This window comes from Streptomyces sp. NPDC054840 (genome assembly GCF_053611065.1).
Window position 1 is genome coordinate 1 of the sequence record NZ_JBSGZP010000949.1, and the last position, 2,183, is coordinate 2,183.

The following is a 2,183-nucleotide window of genomic DNA, read 5'->3' on the forward strand; positions in this document are numbered from 1 at the left end:
GGCCCCGGGTCGGCGCGGCCCCCGTCGCGGCCACTCCCTCGGGCAGGCCCGGGCCGCGGTCGCAGAAGGCCCAGAAGGCGGCGCCGAGCCCGAGGACGGGTTCGGCGGTCTCGGCCCGGCCGGTGGCGACCTGCCAGCCGGCATGGTCGTTGAAGGGGTTCGCGTCGGTCAGCGCGTGCCAGGCGAGGATGTCGGCGAAGGACGGGGCCAGCAACGCGAAGGCGTGTTCGGCGCCCCGCTCGCGCATGATGGCACGGAACAACCGGACGGCCTGTCCCTGGTGGCCCGCTCCGACGGCGCCGAGGACCGCGGCCGCGCCCGGATCGTCGAACAGTTCGGGGCGGTCGGCGCTCGCGGCCCTGATCCGGGCCCTCAGTCCGCAGACCGCGATGCTGATCGCGAGGCTCTCCCGTCCCGCCAGGATGCCGGCGAGCCGGCCGGCCCGGGCCACACCCCGGCCGCGCGGGGCCCAGCCGAGGCCCGCCGGGTCGGTGAGTGTACGCAACAGGGTGCGCCAGCCGAGCCGGGTAAGGCCGCCCCGGGCGAGGGCGGCCGCGGGCAGGCGGGCCCCGTAGGCCAGGCCGGAGGCGTGGCGGGCGGCTTCCCCGACCGCGTCGGCGGCCTCGGCGAGGGCGCGGCACGGGGCGTCGAGCAGGTCGATGTCCGGGGCGGAGGTCGCGGCGTCGGGCATGTCATCCTCGGGGGTTCGGCAGGGGTTCGGGGACGGGCGGGGGCGGGGTCGGGGTCGGGGTCGGGGTCGGGGTCGGGACGGGCGGGAAACGGGCCAGGCACGGGGACAGGAACGGGGACCGGAGTCGCGCTCGGCGGGGCGCCCTCAGCGGCGGGTGAGCGTGAGCCGGATGCCCTGCGGGTCGAGGGTCGCGGGCAGCGGCCCCACCGGGTCGAGCACCGGCCTGGTACCCGCGACGCGATGGCCGCGCAGCACCTCGGCGCAGAGCGCGGCGGTCGTCATCAGGCCGAGCTGGTCGCCCGGGCAACGGCCACCGCCGTGGCTGAAGGGCGCCATCCGGACGTCCTGGTCCGCGCCCGGGTTCTTCCACCGGCCGGGCACGAACACGTGCGCGGCCGGTACGCGTTCGGGGTCGCGCTGGTGGAACGCGGCGGGGACCAGCAGCGAGGTACCGGCCGGGTAGCGCACGCCCCGCCATTCGGTCTCGGCGCGGGTGACGCGGATCAGGTCGGGCACCACCGGGTAGAGCCGCAGGGACTCCCGGACGCAGGCCCGCAGCCGGGGCAGTTCGCCCCGGTCCGCACCGGCGACGGCTTCGGCGGACGCCTCGGCCGCGGCCAGGTCCTGCTCCCCTGGGTGCGCCCCGAGCAGGAGCAGAGTGCGCAGCAGCGTGTCCGGGACGGCGTCCATGGCCAGGAGCCAGTGCAGGGCCTGGCCGAGGGGATCGAGGGTTCCGTGGGGGTCGGCGTGGCGGGCGGCCCGACCGACGAGGGTGTCGCCGTCGGCTCGGGCGGCGTACTCCTCGATGCGGGCGCGGGCCCTGTCGTGCACGGAGCGGGCGGCGCGGACCCGGCCGCCGCGCGGGCTTCCGCCGTCGGCGCGCAGCTGGGTGAGCCATCCGGTGAGCTCCTCGTCCGCGGCTGCCGCGTCGCCGAGCACGATCCGCCGGGCGGCACGCTGGACGGCGTACCGGGCGCGGGCGAGGTCGAGGGTGGCGGCGGAGGCGGTGAGGGTGCCGGTCGCGGTGGCGGGGACGGTCAGGCGCCGGGCCTCCTGCGCGAGGGCGGTGAGGAAGGGGCCGCAGGAGGGGTGCACGGGCCGGCCCGCGGCCAGCACCTCGGCCCCGACCTGGCGCTGCTCCGCGCGGAGGTCGCCGCGGGAGCATCCGGAGTCGGCGGGCTCCTCGGCGCCGAGGCCCCGGCACTTGTCGGGCGCGGCGGCCGCGAGGACGCTGACGGGTTCGGCGTAGAAGCGGCGCAGGTCATGTGGGTCGAGGAGGACGAGGAAGGTCAGCCCGGATCGGGTGCGGATCAGGGCCGGCGCGTCCCCGTGGCGTGCGCGCAGGGCACGCAGCGCGGCGGCGGAGGCGCGCACGTCTGCGGAGCGCGGCCGGGCCAGCCCCCGGAGCAGGCCACCGAAGCCTGCGAGGGCCACCCGGGCGGTCGTTCCCGGGACCGGCGCCGGCGCGAGAGCCGCGTACCGCGACGATTCC

The 2,183-nt window shown here is 78.4% G+C and carries 1 protein-coding gene and 1 pseudogene; both read right to left on the reverse strand.

Annotated elements, in window-relative coordinates; all coding sequences use genetic code 11:
• Window positions 1-691: pseudogene (locus ACWGIU_RS36300) on the reverse strand (hypothetical protein); the annotation flags it as partial.
• A 144-nt stretch (window positions 692-835) separates the two neighbouring features.
• Window positions 836-2,183: cytochrome P450 (locus ACWGIU_RS36305; protein WP_453712339.1), on the reverse strand; the 1,348-nt coding region annotated here is incomplete at its 5' end.